Origin of the sequence: Salinicoccus carnicancri Crm (assembly GCF_000330705.1) — a bacterium.
GTDB lineage: Bacteria > Bacillota > Bacilli > Staphylococcales > Salinicoccaceae > Salinicoccus > Salinicoccus carnicancri.
Genome location: NZ_ANAM01000001.1, coordinates 150,716 through 165,758, shown reverse-complemented (window position 1 = coordinate 165,758; position 15,043 = coordinate 150,716). Strand labels below are relative to the sequence as shown.

General features: G+C 47.6%; 17 protein-coding genes. 8 read left to right on the top strand and 9 right to left on the bottom strand.

Annotated elements, in window-relative coordinates; genetic code table 11:
• Positions 1-5 precede the first annotated feature (5 nt).
• From qoxD to qoxA, 4 genes are read right to left on the bottom strand one after another with little or no spacing between them, the layout of a single operon-like run.
• Positions 6-383 carry a cytochrome aa3 quinol oxidase subunit IV gene (qoxD, locus tag C792_RS0100805; RefSeq protein WP_017547537.1) on the bottom strand — a complete coding sequence of 126 codons (378 nt, stop codon included), beginning with the start codon at positions 381-383 and terminating at the stop codon, positions 6-8.
• A complete protein-coding gene (gene qoxC, locus C792_RS0100800) occupies positions 384-989 on the bottom strand; it encodes a cytochrome aa3 quinol oxidase subunit III (RefSeq protein ID WP_017547536.1) in 606 nt (201 codons plus the stop codon). It abuts the gene before it with no gap.
• The gene (qoxB, locus tag C792_RS0100795) at positions 982-2,928 is read right to left on the bottom strand and encodes a cytochrome aa3 quinol oxidase subunit I (RefSeq protein WP_017547535.1); all 1,947 of its coding nucleotides are present in this window, start codon (positions 2,926-2,928) and stop codon (positions 982-984) included. Before qoxB ends, qoxC begins: the two co-directional genes overlap by 8 nt.
• Positions 2,928-3,899 (bottom strand): cytochrome aa3 quinol oxidase subunit II, encoded by a 972-nt coding sequence (qoxA, locus tag C792_RS0100790; RefSeq protein ID WP_026090164.1) that lies wholly within the window; start codon positions 3,897-3,899, stop codon positions 2,928-2,930. Before qoxA ends, qoxB begins: the two co-directional genes overlap by 1 nt.
• A gap of 406 nt (positions 3,900-4,305) precedes the next feature.
• On the opposite strand from qoxA, the gene C792_RS0100785 reads away from it, so the two are divergent.
• Positions 4,306-4,656, top strand: a complete 351-nt coding sequence (locus C792_RS0100785) for a hypothetical protein (protein WP_017547533.1) — start codon at positions 4,306-4,308, stop codon at positions 4,654-4,656.
• 39 nt (positions 4,657-4,695) lie between these two features.
• On the opposite strand, the gene C792_RS0100780 is transcribed toward C792_RS0100785, so the two are convergent.
• Positions 4,696-5,235 carry a recombinase family protein gene (locus tag C792_RS0100780; protein ID WP_017547532.1) on the bottom strand — a complete coding sequence of 180 codons (540 nt, stop codon included), beginning with the start codon at positions 5,233-5,235 and terminating at the stop codon, positions 4,696-4,698.
• 110 nt (positions 5,236-5,345) lie between these two features.
• On the opposite strand from C792_RS0100780, the gene C792_RS0100775 reads away from it, so the two are divergent.
• The 3 genes from C792_RS0100775 to C792_RS0100765 all read left to right on the top strand — a co-directional run bounded on the left by C792_RS0100775 (position 5,346) and on the right by C792_RS0100765 (position 7,836).
• Positions 5,346-6,800 carry a SulP family inorganic anion transporter gene (locus C792_RS0100775; RefSeq protein ID WP_017547531.1) on the top strand — a complete coding sequence of 485 codons (1,455 nt, stop codon included), beginning with the start codon at positions 5,346-5,348 and terminating at the stop codon, positions 6,798-6,800.
• An 18-nt stretch (positions 6,801-6,818) separates the two neighbouring features.
• Positions 6,819-7,232: a universal stress protein gene (locus C792_RS0100770; RefSeq protein ID WP_017547530.1), complete on the top strand. Its 414-nt coding sequence runs from the start codon at positions 6,819-6,821 to the stop codon at positions 7,230-7,232.
• A gap of 190 nt (positions 7,233-7,422) precedes the next feature.
• On the top strand, positions 7,423-7,836 hold the full coding sequence (locus C792_RS0100765) for a universal stress protein (protein WP_017547529.1): 414 nt from the start codon (positions 7,423-7,425) through the stop codon (positions 7,834-7,836).
• A 33-nt stretch (positions 7,837-7,869) separates the two neighbouring features.
• Here the strand turns inward: C792_RS0100765 and C792_RS14085 are convergent, their stop codons facing one another.
• The gene (locus tag C792_RS14085) at positions 7,870-9,369 is read right to left on the bottom strand and encodes a bifunctional ADP-dependent NAD(P)H-hydrate dehydratase/NAD(P)H-hydrate epimerase (RefSeq protein WP_017547528.1); all 1,500 of its coding nucleotides are present in this window, start codon (positions 9,367-9,369) and stop codon (positions 7,870-7,872) included.
• A 99-nt stretch (positions 9,370-9,468) separates the two neighbouring features.
• Here C792_RS14085 and C792_RS15135 point away from each other — a divergent pair, with 99 nt between their 5' ends.
• The gene (locus C792_RS15135) at positions 9,469-9,570 is read left to right on the top strand and encodes a CysS/YqeB C-terminal domain-containing protein (RefSeq protein ID WP_425413710.1); all 102 of its coding nucleotides are present in this window, start codon (positions 9,469-9,471) and stop codon (positions 9,568-9,570) included.
• Between the two features lie 196 nt (positions 9,571-9,766).
• Here C792_RS15135 and C792_RS0100755 read toward each other — a convergent pair whose 3' ends face one another.
• Positions 9,767-10,072: a monooxygenase gene (locus C792_RS0100755; protein ID WP_017547527.1), complete on the bottom strand. Its 306-nt coding sequence runs from the start codon at positions 10,070-10,072 to the stop codon at positions 9,767-9,769.
• A 12-nt stretch (positions 10,073-10,084) separates the two neighbouring features.
• Positions 10,085-11,014: a DsbA family oxidoreductase gene (locus C792_RS0100750; RefSeq protein ID WP_017547526.1), complete on the bottom strand. Its 930-nt coding sequence runs from the start codon at positions 11,012-11,014 to the stop codon at positions 10,085-10,087.
• A 139-nt stretch (positions 11,015-11,153) separates the two neighbouring features.
• Here C792_RS0100750 and C792_RS14080 point away from each other — a divergent pair, with 139 nt between their 5' ends.
• Positions 11,154-11,504, top strand: a complete 351-nt coding sequence (locus C792_RS14080) for a TetR/AcrR family transcriptional regulator (protein ID WP_342661867.1) — start codon at positions 11,154-11,156, stop codon at positions 11,502-11,504.
• A 363-nt stretch (positions 11,505-11,867) separates the two neighbouring features.
• On the opposite strand, the gene C792_RS14815 is transcribed toward C792_RS14080, so the two are convergent.
• Entirely contained in the window at positions 11,868-12,038 is a 171-nt protein-coding gene (locus C792_RS14815) for a hypothetical protein (RefSeq protein ID WP_017547525.1), read from the bottom strand.
• A gap of 364 nt (positions 12,039-12,402) precedes the next feature.
• Here C792_RS14815 and C792_RS0100735 point away from each other — a divergent pair, with 364 nt between their 5' ends.
• A complete protein-coding gene (locus C792_RS0100735; RefSeq protein ID WP_017547524.1) occupies positions 12,403-14,016 on the top strand; it encodes a BCCT family transporter in 1,614 nt (537 codons plus the stop codon).
• Between the two features lie 121 nt (positions 14,017-14,137).
• Positions 14,138-15,043, top strand: coding sequence for an acetamidase/formamidase family protein (locus C792_RS0100730; RefSeq protein WP_017547523.1), 906 nt, complete (start codon positions 14,138-14,140; stop codon positions 15,041-15,043).

Below are 15,043 nucleotides of genomic sequence, written 5' to 3'. Positions count from 1 at the left end.
ATACATCAATGCCCTTCATGATCGTCATGTGATTCTTCGTGTGATTCGGCGCCGCTTTCATCATGGTGATCCCCGCCGCCGTGATCATGCGTGAAGCCGAATGACATGGTGAAGAGGGAGCCCGCCACAACGATTGCAGCAATGACAAAGGCATGGAACATCATATTCCATGGTGCATGTGTGGCTCCCCTTTCCGTGATATGCATGAACATGAACAGCTGGATGCCGGCCTGGATGACTGCCAGCGCCATGATGGCAATGATAATCCACATGACAGGCAGGTCCGATGATAATGCTGTCCACGCCGCAACTATGGTGAGCGTGATGGACAGGGCAAAGCCGATTATATGATTGACTGGGTATTTATTCTGTTTCTTTTCCATTTAGACCACCATCCCAATCATGTAGACGCTTGTGAAGATGAAAATCCAGATGACATCAAGGAAGTGCCAGTACAGGCCGACGATGAATACTTTTCTGGTTGTCACAGCAGTCAGCCCGCGCTGTTTCAGCTGGATAAGAATCGCTATCATCCAGCCGACACCCAGTGTAACGTGGACACCGTGCGTACCCGTCAGCGTAAAGAAACCTGACCAGAAGGCACTGGAACCGATTGTTGCACCTTCATGTGCATAATGTACGAATTCGTATATTTCAAATCCGAGGAATCCGAGGCCGAGCAGCAATGTGATGCCGAGCCAGATCATGAGACCTTTAAGTGAACCTTCCCGCATATTATGGATGGCGAGGCCGCATGTGAAACTGCTGGTAAGCAGGATGAATGTCATGATAAGCACCGTACCGGCTTCAAATAATTCGGCCGGCTCAGGTGCGCCTGCGGTTCTTCCGAACAGCACGGCATATGTTGCAAACAGTGTGGAGAACAGCGAGATTTCCGCAGCAAGGAAGATCCAGAACCCGACGATATTCATCTGTCCCTGGTGCGTGCTGTACTCGAGAGCTACATCATCCGTTTTTTGTTCACTCATCGGTCATCCCCCTCGCTTTCTTTTCGGTTTCTATGACCTCATCCACTTCAATATGATATCCTTCGTCGTAATCGAAGGAGCGGATGATCATCATGACGATGATGCCGGCGAGACCGATCACTGCAAGTGTAATCCATTCGAACACCAGCGCGAAACTTGCAAAGAACATGATGGCCGCCATGATGAACGGCTGTCCTGTGTAGCTCGGCATATGGATCGGCTCAAGCTTGTCCCTGTCGAAAGTGGTCTGTCCTTTTTCCTTCATATCAATCAGGGCATCGTGACTTTCAATCTCGGGCAGAGTGGCAAAATTGTATTTTGGAATCGGTGTAGGCGTCGCCCACTCCAGTGTCCTGCCGTAACCCCAGGAATCCCCTTCGATGTTTCTTGGACTGAAGCGGAAACTGTAGATGACACAGTGAACAAATACGATGAAACCGAGCCCCATCAAGAATGCACCCATTGTCGATACGAAGTTCAATGTGAACCATTCCGGTCCGACGGTGAATATCCTTCTGGCCATTCCATCAAGTCCCAGGAAGTACTGAGGGAAGAAGCATAGATGGAAGCCGATAAGGAACAGCCAGAATGCCCATTTGCCGATACGTTCATTGAGTTTGTGTCCAAACATCTTCGGATACCAGAATATCAGTCCCGCAAAGCAGGCAAATACTGTTCCCGGAATCAACACATAGTGGAAGTGGGATACAAGGAAGTATGTGTTGTGATACTGATAGTCGGCCGCTGCCATACCGAGCATTACTCCCGTGACACCTCCGATTGTGAAACTCGGGATGAAGGCAAGCGACCAGAGCATCGGTGCCGAAAATATTATCTTGGACTTATAGAGTGTCGCCAGCCAGTTGAATATCTTCACCCCGGTCGGTATCGCAATCATCATGGTCGTTATCGAGAACACGGAGTTCACGAATGCGCCTGCACCCATCGTAAAGAAGTGGTGCACCCAGACTACGAAGCTGAGGCCGGCGATGATGACAATTGCTCCCACCATGGCTTTATAGCCAAAGATCTGCTTCTGGGCGAATGATGCGATAACTTCCGAAAATATGCCGAATGCAGGAAGTATGACGATATAAACCTCAGGGTGCCCCCACATCCAGAACAGATTCGCCCACATCATCGGCAGTCCTTCGCCGGTCAGGGTGAAGAAGTGTGAGCCGAATATCCTGTCGATGGTCATCAATGCCAGAGCGATCGTCAGAATCGGGAAGGCGAAAATGATGATGAATGTCGTAATGAGGGTGGACCAGGTGAAAATAGGCATTTTCATCAATGTCATCCCCGGTGCTCTCATCCTCAGTATCGTCACCATCAGGTTTATGCCTGTTGCCAGTGTACCAATACCTGATAATTGAAGACCCAGAAGGTAGAAGTTGATACCCGGCCCCGGACTGAGTTCCGAACCTGCGAGCGGTGCATAGTTCGTCCATCCTGCATCAGGTGCTCCTCCTATTACAAAAGACAGGTTGAACAGCAATGCACCAAAGAAGAAGGACCAGAAACTGACTGCATTCAGAAATGGAAATGCAAAGTCCCTTGCTCCAATCTGCAACGGTACGATGATATTCATCAGGCCAATCAGAAACGGCATCGCCATGAAAATGATCATGATCGTACCGTGTGTCGTAAAGACTTCATTATAGTGCTGTGAATTTAAAAAGTTCATATCCGGGAAGGCGAGCTGTGTTCGCATCATCAGTGCATCGACTCCGCCGCGGAATAACATTGCGAGTGCTGAGAGTATATACATGATACCGATTTTTTTATGGTCGACCGTCGTCAGCCATTCATTCCAGAGCCATTTCCATCTTTTGAAATAGGTCAGCAGAAAGATTACTGTCGCCGATACAAGTACAATAGACACCATACCCGCATAGATCAGCGGCTCACCGGTAACAAAAAATTCGTCTAATTGCATCACTGCCTACCTTCTTTCCCATATTGTTGAATTTCATCAGGAGCCCATCCAGGTTCATTTTCCAGATGAAGACCCTCGTCATATTTATCCCCATGGCGTTCTACAGAATAATCCCTGCCTTCGTTTGAACCATGGTCGACCCATTCAAGATGAGTGGATGAGAAAGACATCGTTTCCTCCAGTAAACCGGGAGCGAGTATTTCATCATATTTATCCTGGGTCAGTTCCGGTGATTCCTTGCTGACAGATGCGGCCCAGTCATCGAATTCATCTTCGGCTTGGGCGGTGACGTTGAATGTCTGCCCTGTGAAGCCTTCACCGGTGAAGTTGGCATTCCTGCCTTTGAAGACGCCTTCCTCATCCGCCTGAAGATACAGAGTATTTTCCATGCCTGCCATGTTGTATTTCTGCCCACCGAGCTGCGGCACCCAGAATGATGCCATGGAGTCAGCGGAAGACAGGCGGAATTCAATCGCCCTGTCCGTAGGGATATGAAGATAGTTCACCGTCTCGATATCCTGTTCAGGGTAAGTGAATATCCACTTCCAGTCAGCTGCCGTGGCGTAGACCACAAGCGGCTCCTTCTCCTGACTGGATTCCGGAGGTTTTTCAAGATCGTACAGCGTCGTCACTGTCGGAATGGACAGTGCAGTGACAATCAGCACGGGAATTACAAACCAGACGACTTCGAGCTTCACATTACCATGATGGTCCGGTCTGTAATCCTCCGGTTTCCGGTTCGGGTTGTTTGCCCTGTATTTGAAAACCACAATCGCAAAAATGGTAAATACCACCACAATGATTCCCAGCATAAAAATGACAGCATACAATATCAGGTTCTTCTGGCTTTCACCTGCAGGGCCCGCAGGGTCAAGCACAGCCATTTTATCGCATCCTGTCATCAATATTGCCAAAAGAACAGGGAGTAGAGTGAACCATTTCTTTTGCAATGAAACTTTCTTTCCTTTCATCCCAATCACTCCAAGTTAAGTAAAGTACATACAAATATAATAAGATTCATAGCTCATGTATCGTCCTACTGTAACAAAAATATCGTGTTTAATAATTCGTTAGCAGCAAAGTTCATACAATTTTTACTTAATCGTAATAATTTATGAAATAAATCGACAAATTTCTTCCTGAATATTCCTCATTTGCCTTCTGTCCCTCAAATCAGGGGGAGGTCATGCACTCTGTGATCCATACGTCTCTCCATTTTGATACATACATACCTTTTTCCCATCCTCCATGTTTTTAACACACGAAACAGGGATATATTTTAACTGAATGCCTCATTACAAGGATAAACAGTAAAAATATGCTGTTTTTTCATCATTTCCGTAATGGGATCATCCATTTTGAAAGGAGTGCTTTATCATGCTTCACTATCTGTTCAACGCATATATCGGTAAATCGATGATTGAAGGTGGGATGCAGAAGATCGAGAATGAAGGGCATATGGGGGAAGACTTCGAAACGGTTTTCAATGTCGACTCAAACCAGATGAAGGTCGCGGGCTATCTGGAGACAATCGGATCTCTGTTTCTCCTGGCCTCGTTTCTGGGCAAATCGTTCACCAGAATGGGAACCATCATGCTGAACATTGTCCTCGGTGTCGCAATCATCAAACATCTGAAAGCCGGTCATGGATTTGAAGGAAGCAAGAAAGCCCTCAGACTATTCGGTCTGAACACTGTCAGCTACCTCGAGACCTACCGCAAAAAATAACCATCAAATGAAAAGCGCATCCCTGCAGGGATGCGCTTTTCATTTATCCAGATGACGATATAACGTCGCACGGCTAATATTTGTCACTTCTTTAATCTCGTCCAGAGTGTACCGCTTCGACATATACATCTCAATGGCACGTTTAATATTCTCATCACTCCGCCTCGGACGTCCCATCTGTTTCCCTTTGCCGACGGCTTCTGTCATTCCCTGCCTGGTCCTGAACTTTACAACATCGCTCTGGAAATCGGAAATGTGTTTCAGCACTTGTATAAATGACAGATTCCCCGATCCATCAATCGCAAGTTCGAGATTGATCACATATATCACAATACTGTTCTCTTCAGCCTGTCCGATGATATCCAGCAGGTGCTTTGTCGAATCCGCCAATATGCAAAGATCAGTCACGATAATTGTATCGCCCGGCGTTACTTCCTCATCAATCAGCCTTTTCAGTTCTGTGCGCCTTTTATTATGTGCGTGTGCCTCTATAATTATATGATCGCTATCGGACATTTTTGCCATTTGCTGCGCTTCTGTTTCATAAAGGTCAAAAGGCCTTATATAACCATATTTCATCTGCCAACACTCCTGTCAATGGAATTATACCACAATTCCCGAAATGGGGTATACTTATGAAACTTTTCTGTTATAATATCCATAGTCAATTTATGAACAGGAGCGTACAAATGTTAGAAAATATCAAAAAAGAATGGTTTACACAGCCGGGTACCAATATACTGGCCGGCATCGTCGTCGCACTCGCTTTGATCCCTGAAGCGATTGCTTTCTCAATCATCGCGGGAGTAGACCCGATGGTGGGGCTTTATGCCTCTTTCATCATCGCGGTTGTCATATCCTTCACCGGAGGCCGTCCTGCAATGATATCCGCAGCTACCGGGGCAGTCGCTTTAGTGGTCACTCCACTCGTCAGGGAACATGGTGTGGAATATCTCCTTGCAGCCACGATACTGATGGGAATCATCCAAGTTACCCTGGGTGTTTTGAAAGTTGGACGCCTGATGAAATTCATACCGAACTCGGTAATGATTGGGTTCGTCAATGCACTTGCCATCATGATATTCATGGCCCAGCTTGAACACATCTTCGGAATCTCGCTCGACACATACGTATATTTGGCCATCACACTGCTGATTGTCTATATCTTTCCAAGACTGGTCAAAAAGATTCCGGCACCTTTGGTCGCCCTCGTCGTATTGACCGCAGCCTATCTGATGTTCGGTCCGGATGTCCGGACAGTAGGGGACCTGGGGCAGATAGAGCGTTCCCTCCCGGGCTTCATCATTCCTGATGTGCCCTTTACTATGGAAACACTCCGGATCATCCTTCCCTTCTCGCTGTCCATGGCAGTAGTGGGGCTGGTGGAGAGCCTGCTCACAGCAAGGATTGTTGATAATGCCACTGATTCATTCAGCAATAAAAACAGGGAATCCCGCGGACAGGGAATCGCCAACTTCATCACCGGCTTCTTCGGGGGCATGGGCGGATGTGCGATGATCGGACAATCTGTGATCAATGTAAGATCAGGCGCCACGACCCGCCTGTCCACATTTACTGCAGGTGCATTCCTGATGTTCCTTATCATCGTCCTCGGGGACTTGGTGGTACAGATACCTATGCCGATCCTGGCCGGCATCATGGTCATGGTTTCCATCGGAACATTCGACTGGGGGTCGTTCAAATATGCACTGAAAGCACCGCGGACTGATGCATTTGTCATGATCCTCACTGTCATCATCGTCTTGTTCACAAGCAACCTGGCTCTCGGGGTCATCATCGGCGTCATATTCAGCGCATTGTTCTTCGCCACAAAAATCTCCAGAGTCGACGTTCATACCGAAACAGCGGGAAGCAGCATCTATTATCTCTTCCAGGGCCAGATATTCTTTGCATCCATCGATTCGATGATGAATCAGCTCGATTTCAATATCCATGACAAAAACATCGAACTGGACTTCTCAGGTGCGCATCTCTGGGACGATTCAGCTGTGGAGGCGATTGACACAGCCGTCAAGAAGTTTGAGGAAAAGTCAAACAAGGTATATGTTAAGCAATTGAACGCTGACAGCAGAAAAATAGTCCGGGAACTGAGCAGATTAAACGAGCAGCATCTCATGCAATAATTAGTTGGAGGGACTTTTATGTACAAAACACTTCTGTTGGCTGCAGACGGCTCGGAGAACAGCTTCAGAGCAGCTGAGGAAAGCATGAATTTCATTGATGAGAATACACGTGTCACCATACTCAATGTTATTGGTACCGATGATGTAAAAAACGAGGTGTTGCATGGTTCCCAGTCGGGAAACGTCACAGCAAGGAGAAAGGAAAAGCTTTCCCGGATCCTCGACTTTTACGAAGAAAACGGAATAACGTATGAAGTTGTCTTCGAACACGGATCGCCCGCCGATACTGTGGTCAATGTGGCAAACAACGGCGCTTTCGATGCCCTCGTCCTCGGTACAAGGGGCTTGAACAATTTCCAGGAAATGATGCTTGGCAGTGTCAGTCACAAAGCGGCAAAGCGTGTGACCATACCTGTACTGATTGTCAAATAGGAGCATGGGGCCCTTTTGGCTCCTCCGGATATTACAGCAGGGCAAATGGATGGTTGGGCTGCACCGTACAGGGTAAATAAATATTGAGGAGGAAGTTTTTACTTCTGCAGTCTTAAAGCTTCAAAAATGCGGATGAGGCGACAGGGTCAGACGAAAATGCCCGCTTAATATTTATAAAGGAGGACCATTTATGTATGAAACCCTATTGTTCGCAACCGATGGTTCTGACAACAGCTTCAGAGCGGCGAAAGAGTGTTTGAACTTCGTAGATGAACAGACGACCGTAACCGTTTTGAATGTTGTCGATGCAGACGATGTTGATCAGGAGATGCACACAAGCGGTGTCCCGGAAGGGATGTCTTCTGACAGGAAAGAGCGGTTGGCCAGGCTGGAAAAATTGTTTTCAGATGAAGGAATTTCCTATGAAATCCAGTTTGAACGCGGAGTCCCCAAAGAAACAGTAGTGAACTATGCCAACAGCGGTGACTACCAGGCTTTGGTCCTGGGTTCAAGAGGACTGAATAATTTTCAGGAAATGGTGCTCGGCAGTGTCAGCCACAAAGCAGCCAGAAGAGCGAAAATACCGGTGATCATAGTTAAATGACCAGAGCATGATGCATACCTGCATCATGCTTTTTTACTGTCCATACATACCATCAAGGATGTTAAAAGTCGTTTCCATGTGATCGATGATCCCGGAAGCGGTCATGGATGATGCGGCAATACCACGTTCAAGGAGATGATCAGCAGTATAGCCATGCATAAAGACCGCGCTCGAAACCGCGGGCTGTACATCATCATACTGTGCCAGGAAAGAGAGGATGATACCTGTAAGTACGTCTCCTGTCCCACCTTTTGCCAGCCCTGAATTGCCCGTGCCGTTGACGAATGTTCTTCCATCTGGTGTTGCGACGATTGTATATGGGCCCTTCAGGACAACGTAGATGCCATTATTCCGGGCATATTTTTCTGCAGTTTCAAACCTCGCCCCATTTACCCCGGCCGGTGTCGAACCGATCAGCCTCGCCATTTCACCTGGATGGGGTGTAATGACAGTCGGTGCCTTCCGGCTTCTTACAAGCGGCAGTATGTCCCCGAACTGATTCAGACCATCTGCATCAATCAGAAGCGGTCCATCGAAGTTATCGACCAGTTCCACAACCATTTCCCTTATCGCAGGGCCTGTACCTATACCGGGGCCCACAGCCACGGCATCTTTCCCTTTATAAAATCCTTCAAGTGATTGGCCTCTGTCATAGAAGACTGCTTCAGACACCTGGGAAGCAATGACGGGGACGGCACTTTTCACCGTATTGACCATTGTCAGACCCGCACCGCTTTTGACCACAGCACCGGCAGATATGCCTGCAGCACCGGGCATCATTTCATTTCCGGCGATGAGCCCCACTTTGCCGTGGTTTCCTTTATGCGACGAAGCAGACCGTTTCAGCCATTTCTTCCTGGTGTCGGCCAAAGTCCATTCAAATCTGTAACGGTGTGCCACCGCATCGATCGCTCTTTTGGGAATTCCGACCTGCACGACTTCACTGTCACCGTAATAATCACGCGCAGGATAGAGGTAAAAGCTCAGTTTCGGCTGCTGGAGTATGATTGTATGATCTGCCCTGAGCGCAGATGCCGGAACCTGTCCTTCTGCTGCGGGAACACCGCTTGGAAGATCGATGGAAACGACCCGTTTTCCTGAACTTGTGACATCTCTGATGACAGCTAAGTACGGCTCCCTGATTTCACCGTATAATCCGGTACCGAGCATCGCATCCACGATGATATCCGCCTTTTCCAGGTCCTCCCTCTCATACCGCTTCCATCCAAAACCCGACTTTTCCAATATCATCTTATGATACACGGCATCTTCGCTGAACCTGTCTTCACCGGAAATGATGCATACCGTCACCTCAAACCCAGCTTCAAGCAACGTGCGGGAAATTACGAAACCATCTCCTCCATTGTTTCCACTGCCGATCAGGACAGTAAATTGCCGCCCTGCATAATCTTCCATCAGCCTGCGTGCAGCAGCACGTCCCGCATTTTCCATCAAAATCCTGCCGTCCAACCCGATATGATCCGTCGTATATTGATCTGCGTTTTTCATCTCTCCGCCCGTAACGATCCTCACCTGATACCCCTCCTGTAAATGGCTGTCTTTTGCATTGATTCAGACACTTGTGAATAATATATCTATAGCCTTTTCCCGTAATTTCCATCATCAAATCTTTTGAGGCGGGATCTGATGGAAATCGGCATAGTGATCAAAGATAAAAATGGGAGACAATATGTACGTATCGCAAACAGGCAGTCTCAAAAAGTCCAACGGTAAGATCATGAAACGCATCTTTTCCTCCCGATCATCCCATCAGTCTACATGGGCATATGGAGTGCAACGCTTGTCCTCGCCCACATCATGGAAAAAGACAGATGGCAGGTCCCTTGGAGAAATTGATGCGGAACCTCACTTACAGTGTCCCAAAATAATATGAGGCGGCCGGGATCCCAGCCGCCTTGTTTTATCCGGTCTAAACTGCCGGACCATCTGTAATTTTTGTCAGTTGCCGATTGATATCAAATATTTTGGCATTCACTTCATCGATACCGAAAGATTTGAGCCTCTTCGCATGCATATCCAGATATTTCTGTGCGTTTTCCTTCGTATCAAACACATAGATACCGCCCGCCTCTTTGTTATCTGCATCCTCTGTCCAGATTTTCCACTGGAAGCCGCGCTCTTCATTGATACTTTCTGCAAGCTCTTCGAATTGCGATGCCATTTCCGAGCCAAAAGGCCCCTCCATGCTGAAATCCACCTGAAGTATAACAGACATCTGGCTTCCTCCTTATTTCAACGTGATATAAAGTTCGCCCAGGGCTTCTTTCCTTTCATATTTTCCATCCTCCAGTTCACTCTCGATGAATGGTTCAACTTCGGATTGCTCCAATCCGTAAAGTTCCTCGATCTCTTTGGAGAAAATCACTTTTTCCCGTTTGAGAACACCGGTAAGGGAAGGAATGGCTCCGGGTTTCACTTTCTCTTCAAGCATACGCTCCAAACCTTCGACATAAGTTTCCAGCGGACGTGCCCCGGCAATTTTAACATCCTGGTTATCTTCATTGATCATGACAACCGTCGGAAACCCACTGACACCAAGGTTTGCTGCCTGACTGAAATCCTCATCCAGCAGGGTTTGTGCATCCGCTGATTTTTCAACTATCGATCGACCTGAAAGCCCGATTCCATCCACGATCCCGGACAGTACCTCATCTCTTGAGATATTTTTATTGAGTACGAATACTGCCTCTCTTGTACGACGAAGATATTCGGTTGCCAATGCGTTTCCATGCTCCTTCTGGATCACTTTGAAGACTCTGGACGCGGGGAAGGACGACTGTACAGGGTCATCGATCATTACGCTCCCGTCAATCGGCATTCTGGAATGTTCCCCGACTTCCCTCCAGTGCGGAGCCACATCCGCTGGCTTGTATATACCGTTTGCCGGGTCGATGGGGCCGTCGTGCCATTTCTCAAGCAGGCCGCCCATAACTTTGTTCACATTCAGATATCCGCCGTACAGCTCAATGAACTTATTGAAGACCGGCTCTATCGCCCAGCAGTGTGAACACATCGGGTCCGTCACATAATAAAGGTCGATCTTCTTCTGTGGCTTGTTAAAATCCATCATTTCAAGCGCGCCACTTTCTGCAGCGCCATCCGCAGGACCACATATGCCTGTCTCCATATCACAAACCATGTTTTTGTTATCGTTCATCCATGTTTCCTCCTCAATATTTCTCTACCTGATTCAATGGTAAGCCATGATACAAGGAATTAATACCAATTGATTTCATGAATGTGTTGTAAAATCAAAGATATGAGAATCAGGAAAATTTCTGAAGGGAGGGAACAGCATGGCAAAAGAAAAGATCGACCCGCGTGTAATGCGGACGAGAAAACTCATCACGGATTCCTTCATATCACTCTCGGGAGAAAAAGAATTCAAGAACATCACCGTCAAAGACATTACAGAAAAAGCGATGATAAACAGGGCGACATTCTATTATCATTTTGAAGATATATACGACCTGCTTGAGATGGCCCTGACCGAAGTCCTCATGGTAAACCTCGGGCGGAAAGCCTATGAAGACAGCATTGTGGAAAGCAGCACGATTGCGGACATCTTCCAGGCAGTCACAGATTTCCAGGAGTCACTGTCCAGCAGATGCCACAGGGGATATGAAGAGATCAGATTGAGGTCATAATATATGATATGCTGCTCAATCAGAATGGGGGACATGACGGGGAACTGGGGAGCGTTGCAGTCATGTTCAGCTGGGCACTGTACGGAGCCTCCGAAGAATGGAAGAGACATTTGCACAAAACCGACCCGAGGGAGTTCATCAAAAACGCAGTGCCTCTTCTGGGGGAAAGCATCAGTATATGACTTCCTGACGCACCATGTCATAACGCCTGGCGATATAACAAGAACGTTGACAGGGCAGTGTTTAAAACACATAACATAACGCCAGTATAACGCTCGGGGTGCAGTTTCCGCACTGCCGGGAAATGACCTGACAAGGTCGCGATGATATAATATGATATTGCAGAAAAAAGTGACCCGCAGGTCACTCATTGGAACTTAGAAAATCTGAAAGTTTATCCGACAGTGCGTTCACAGAAACTATGAACACCGGCGGAATGATAAAGATCAGCGATACTGCACCAAGTATCGGTGTCAGGAAAATCAGTGCAAGTACTGCTCCGAAAATGATTAGAATTGAAGTGCTTTTCTCCATCTCTGCCTCCTGCATTGCTCTGTAAGCTGTTTTGCGATTATCAATGACATGGATGTCTTTTCTTAAAGTTGATATGTAAGCTGTCACATTATAATGTATCATAAATAAAAAGATATATCACGACAACATAGGCCTATAATTTAATAACGGTATGCGATGCTATATAAAACCTTTGGGGCCGGTACCCAAACAGTTCAACGGAGCGAATGGGCAACGCTCTTTTTTACGTATTTAACCCCCTGAATTCCAAAACACAAATTGCACTCGGGGTGTAAGTTTGGTATTCTCAATAGGTTATTCTTTTACAGGCAAATATAAATAATGGGTATCACACGGTATCCTGTAAATATTAAGGAGCAGATCAATGAAGGATCCTTCAAATACCACCGGTAACAAATCCTCAAAAGTCTTTATGTATTCAGTAATCGTAGTCGGACTGCTTGTAGTCATCGGAGCGATCAATCCGGACAGCTTCGGAGCTGTGGCCGGCTCCATTTCAAACTGGGTCAGCAATTATTTCGGGTGGTACTATCTGATCATCACCTCCGCCATGGTGTTCTTCTGCATCTTCCTTGTCTTCAGCCCCATAGGGAAACTGAAGCTCGGCAAACCGCATCATGAACCGGAGTTCAGCACGCGTTCCTGGCTTACCATGCTATTCAGTGCCGGCATGGGAATCGGGGTCGTTTTCTACAGTACCTCCGAACCTATTTCACACTTTATCGCACCGGCTACAGCCGATCCCGAGACCGAGGAAGCCATACTCGAGTCCATCAGGGCCACCATTTTCCATTGGGGCGCACATGCATGGGGCATGTACGGTGCTGTAGCACTGGCGCTTGCCTACACCCAGTTCAGGAAAGGCGAAAGCGGACTGCTTTCCAAAACTCTGCGGCCGATACTTGGTAGTAAAGTTGACGGCCCGATCGGCATACTCGTGGATATACTCACAGTGTTCGCTACCGTTATAGGGGTCGCAGTATCACTTGGTGTCGGTACGACACAAATCAATGGGGGACTGAATTACTTATTCGGTGTGCCAATCAGCCTGACAGCCCAGGGGCTGATCATCACTGTGGTCACGATATTGTTCCTTGCCAGTGCCTGGAGCGGTCTCAGCAAAGGCATCAAATATCTCAGCAATATAAATATGGTACTGGCATCGATACTGCTCACCTGTGTCCTGATACTAGGCCCGACGATGCTTATATTGAACATGCTGCCGACAGCAGCAGGGGACTACCTCAATACATTTGTTGCGAGTACACTGGATGCAGCACCTCTGAATCAGCAGAAAAATGACTGGCTGCAATCGTGGACCATATACTACTGGGCATGGTGGCTGAGCTGGAGCCCATTCGTCGGCATCTTCATCGCCCGTGTATCCAGAGGCCGTACCGTCCGTGAATTCGTCATGGCACTCCTGATTGTGCCGACTACAATCGGCATCATCTGGTTTACTATATTCGGCGTCACAGGTATAGAAGTTGCCAGCCGCACGCCGGAGATATTCAATTTCGGACCGGAAACACAACTGTTTGCAATCTTTGACGAGATGCCGCTGAGTATACCGCTATCTATTTTAGCAATCATTCTCGTATCGTCATTCTTCATCACATCTGCTGATTCTGCAACATTCGTGCTGGGCATGCAGACATCAAATGGGTCGCTCCACCCATCCAGAAGAACGAAAATCATCTGGGGGATAGCCCTTTCATCCATCGCCTATGTCCTCCTCCTGTCAGGTGGGGAGACCGGACTTGAAGCATTGCAGTCCGCTGCCATCATTGCAGCTCTGCCATTCAGTTTCGTCATCATACTGATGATGATTTCGTTCTATAAGGATGCGAACGAAGAGAGGAAGTACCTTGGACTCACTATCACTCCGAACAAGCACCGCATGCAGGAATATCTAGATAAAGAGGAGAAAGAGTACAGGGAGCAAAAAGAAGCAGGTGTGGATGAACGGGAACTTTAATCCACACCGTCAGGCATCGGGACCTCCCGGTGCCTTTTATTATGATTGGAGCTTTTAATTGCACTTTCCGGGCTTATGCATAACAATTGAGATGACAATAATTTTAGTGGAGGGTGTTAACATGTTCCATGAACTCAGCAAGGACAACTATTTCTATGCCATGTCAAAAGATAATGAACCGAAACTGAAAGTGGATATTGGTGATACTGTCAAAATAAGTTCCCACGATTGCTTCACCGGTCAGATCACTTCCGAGGAAAATGCATTCGAAGGATTTTCCTGGGACAGGATCAACCCCGCTTCCGGCCCCATCTACGTCAATGATGTAAAGCCGGGTGACGTGCTGAAAGTCACGATAGAAACAATCGATATCGCAGATGCCGGCGTCATGGTGACAGGACCCGGTATGGGGGTCATGGGGAACAGGCTCAGAGACATGAATGTACGGAAATTCGATGTGGATAATGAGAAAGGCACGGTGGATTTTGACGGTCTCCAATTACCGGTCAATAAAATGATCGGGGTCATCGGAGTCGCACCGCCCAATACTGCCGTCAACAACGGTACACCCGATACGCATGGCGGGAATATGGACTCTGTAAAAGTGACGGAGGGGGCAGTACTCTATCTTCCCGTGTATCACGAAGGTGCACTCTTCGGGCTCGGAGACGTGCATGCCGCCATGGGGGACGGGGAAATCAGCGTATCAGGGTTGGAAGTCGAAGCGGATGTTACAGTAAAGCTCGAAAAAGCGGAAACACTCAAAACCTATCACCCCGTCATCACAGACCAAGACGGCATCTACATGATGGTGTCAGACAAAGACCTCAACCTCGCCGTCGACCAGTCCGTCCATAAGATGACAGATTTGCTGCAGCCCCACACCAATCTGCCATTGTCAGAACTGACCATGCTCATGAGCCTCGCCGGCCAGACACAGATCAACCAGGTCGTCGATCCGAAGAAAACCGCACGGTTCTTCGTTCCACGGTACATTCTCGAACATTACAATATTGAATTGAAATAA

Excerpts from the sequence above, each read along its gene's own strand:
- qoxD (WP_017547537.1), bottom strand. The coding sequence starts at position 383 with ATGGAAAAGAAACAGAATAAATACCCAGTCAATCATATAATCGGCTTT.
- qoxC (WP_017547536.1), bottom strand. The coding sequence starts at position 989 with ATGAGTGAACAAAAAACGGATGATGTAGCTCTCGAGTACAGCACGCAC.
- qoxB (WP_017547535.1), bottom strand. The coding sequence starts at position 2,928 with ATGCAATTAGACGAATTTTTTGTTACCGGTGAGCCGCTGATCTATGCG.
- qoxA (WP_026090164.1), bottom strand. The coding sequence starts at position 3,899 with ATGAAAGGAAAGAAAGTTTCATTGCAAAAGAAATGGTTCACTCTACTC.
- C792_RS0100785 (WP_017547533.1), top strand. The coding sequence starts at position 4,306 with ATGCTTCACTATCTGTTCAACGCATATATCGGTAAATCGATGATTGAA.
- C792_RS0100780 (WP_017547532.1), bottom strand. The coding sequence starts at position 5,235 with ATGAAATATGGTTATATAAGGCCTTTTGACCTTTATGAAACAGAAGCG.
- C792_RS0100775 (WP_017547531.1), top strand. The coding sequence starts at position 5,346 with ATGTTAGAAAATATCAAAAAAGAATGGTTTACACAGCCGGGTACCAAT.
- C792_RS0100770 (WP_017547530.1), top strand. The coding sequence starts at position 6,819 with ATGTACAAAACACTTCTGTTGGCTGCAGACGGCTCGGAGAACAGCTTC.
- C792_RS0100765 (WP_017547529.1), top strand. The coding sequence starts at position 7,423 with ATGTATGAAACCCTATTGTTCGCAACCGATGGTTCTGACAACAGCTTC.
- C792_RS0100755 (WP_017547527.1), bottom strand. The coding sequence starts at position 10,072 with ATGTCTGTTATACTTCAGGTGGATTTCAGCATGGAGGGGCCTTTTGGC.
- C792_RS0100750 (WP_017547526.1), bottom strand. The coding sequence starts at position 11,014 with ATGAACGATAACAAAAACATGGTTTGTGATATGGAGACAGGCATATGT.
- C792_RS14080 (WP_342661867.1), top strand. The coding sequence starts at position 11,154 with ATGGCAAAAGAAAAGATCGACCCGCGTGTAATGCGGACGAGAAAACTC.
- C792_RS14815 (WP_017547525.1), bottom strand. The coding sequence starts at position 12,038 with ATGGAGAAAAGCACTTCAATTCTAATCATTTTCGGAGCAGTACTTGCA.
- C792_RS0100735 (WP_017547524.1), top strand. The coding sequence starts at position 12,403 with ATGAAGGATCCTTCAAATACCACCGGTAACAAATCCTCAAAAGTCTTT.
- C792_RS0100730 (WP_017547523.1), top strand. The coding sequence starts at position 14,138 with ATGTTCCATGAACTCAGCAAGGACAACTATTTCTATGCCATGTCAAAA.